Raw genomic sequence first — 1,547 nt, forward strand, 5'->3', positions numbered from 1 at the left:
CCCCGTTATGTTCTTCGCGGCTCCGCAATGGGGCCGCTGGCCTCCGGGCCCGGCATGACTGTGTCCCCCTGTCGAAGTCGATGACCTGGGGGGTGGTGTCACCGGGCCTGGGAGGTGCCGTCGGAGACGCTGATGAGAGGTCCGGCCACCGTCCGGTCCGGCGCAACGCCGGACAGTTCGCGGGCGGCAGGTCTGCATAACGTGGATGCGCGAGTACGACACCGATGCCGAGGCCGGCCGCACCGAAGGAGCGGAGAGCGCAGTGTTCGACACCGAAGACGTGGGCGTGTTCCTGGGCCTGGACGTCGGCAAGAGTGCCCACCACGGCCACGGGCTGACCCCGGCCGGGAAGAAGGTCTTCGACAAGCCGTTGCCCAACAGCGAGCCGAAGCTGCGAGCCGTCTTCGACAAGCTGGCCGCGAAGTTCGGCACCGTCCTGGTGATCGTGGACCAGCCCGCCTCGATCGGCGCCCTGCCGCTGACCGTCGCCCGGGACGCGGGCTGCCAGGTCGCCTACCTGCCCGGCCTGGCGATGCGACGGATCGCCGACCTCTACCCCGGTGAGGCGAAGACCGACGCGAAGGACGCGGCCGTGATCGCGGACGCGGCCCGCACCATGCCGCACACCCTGCGCTCGCTGGAGCTGACCGACGAGATCACCGCCGAGCTCACCGTGCTGGTCGGCTTCGACCAGGACCTCGCGGCCGAGGCCACCCGCACCAGCAACCGGATACGCGGCCTGCTCACCCAGTTCCACCCCAGCCTCGAACGCGTCCTCGGCCCCCGTCTCGACCACCAGGCCGTGACCTGGCTGCTGGAACGCCACGGATCCCCTGCCGCCTTGCGCAAAGCCGGACGCCGCAGACTCGTCGAACTGATCCGCCCGAAGGCCCCGCGCATGGCCACCCGGCTCATCGACGACGTCTTCGACGCACTCGACGAACAGACCGTCGTCGTTCCGGGCACCGGCACCCTCGACATCGTCATCCCCACTCTGGCCGGCTCCCTGGCCACCGTCCACACCCAGCGCCGGGCCCTGGAAGCCCAGATCAACGCCCTGCTGGAGGCTCACCCTCTTTCCCCGGTCCTGACGTCGATGCCCGGCGTCGGCGTCAGGACCGCCGCCGTCCTGCTGGTCACCGTCGGCGACGGCACCAGCTTCCCCACCGCCGCCCACCTCGCCTCCTACGCCGGACTCGCCCCCACCACGAAGCAGTCCGGGACCTCCATCCACGGCGAACACGCGCCCCGAGGCGGAAACCGGCAGCTCAAACGCGCCATGTTCCTCTCCGCCTTCGCCTGCATGAACGCCGACCCGGCCTCCCGCACCTACTACGACAAGCAACGAGCCCGCGGCAAGACCCACACCCAGGCCCTCCTCCGACTCGCCCGCCAACGCATCAGCGTCCTGTTCGCCATGCTCCGCGACGGCACCTTCTACGAACCCCGCACCCCCGAAGACGTCGAACTCGCCGCATGACCCCAGCAGACCAAAGCACCCCAAACCCAACCTGGGCGCCTTGACGAAAGACATAGAGGCACCCCCC

At 69.8% G+C, this 1,547-nt stretch carries 1 protein-coding gene; it reads left to right on the forward strand.

Annotated elements, in window-relative coordinates; translation table 11 throughout:
* The first annotated feature begins 262 nt into the window (after window positions 1–262).
* On the forward strand, window positions 263–1,480 hold the full coding sequence (locus ACIA6T_RS35575) for an IS110 family transposase (protein ID WP_399450640.1): 1,218 nt from the start codon (window positions 263–265) through the stop codon (window positions 1,478–1,480).
* Window positions 1,481–1,547 lie beyond the last annotated feature (67 nt).

The organism is Streptomyces sp. NPDC051740, assembly GCF_044453165.1.
GTDB classification, from domain to species: domain Bacteria; phylum Actinomycetota; class Actinomycetes; order Streptomycetales; family Streptomycetaceae; genus Streptomyces; species Streptomyces atrovirens.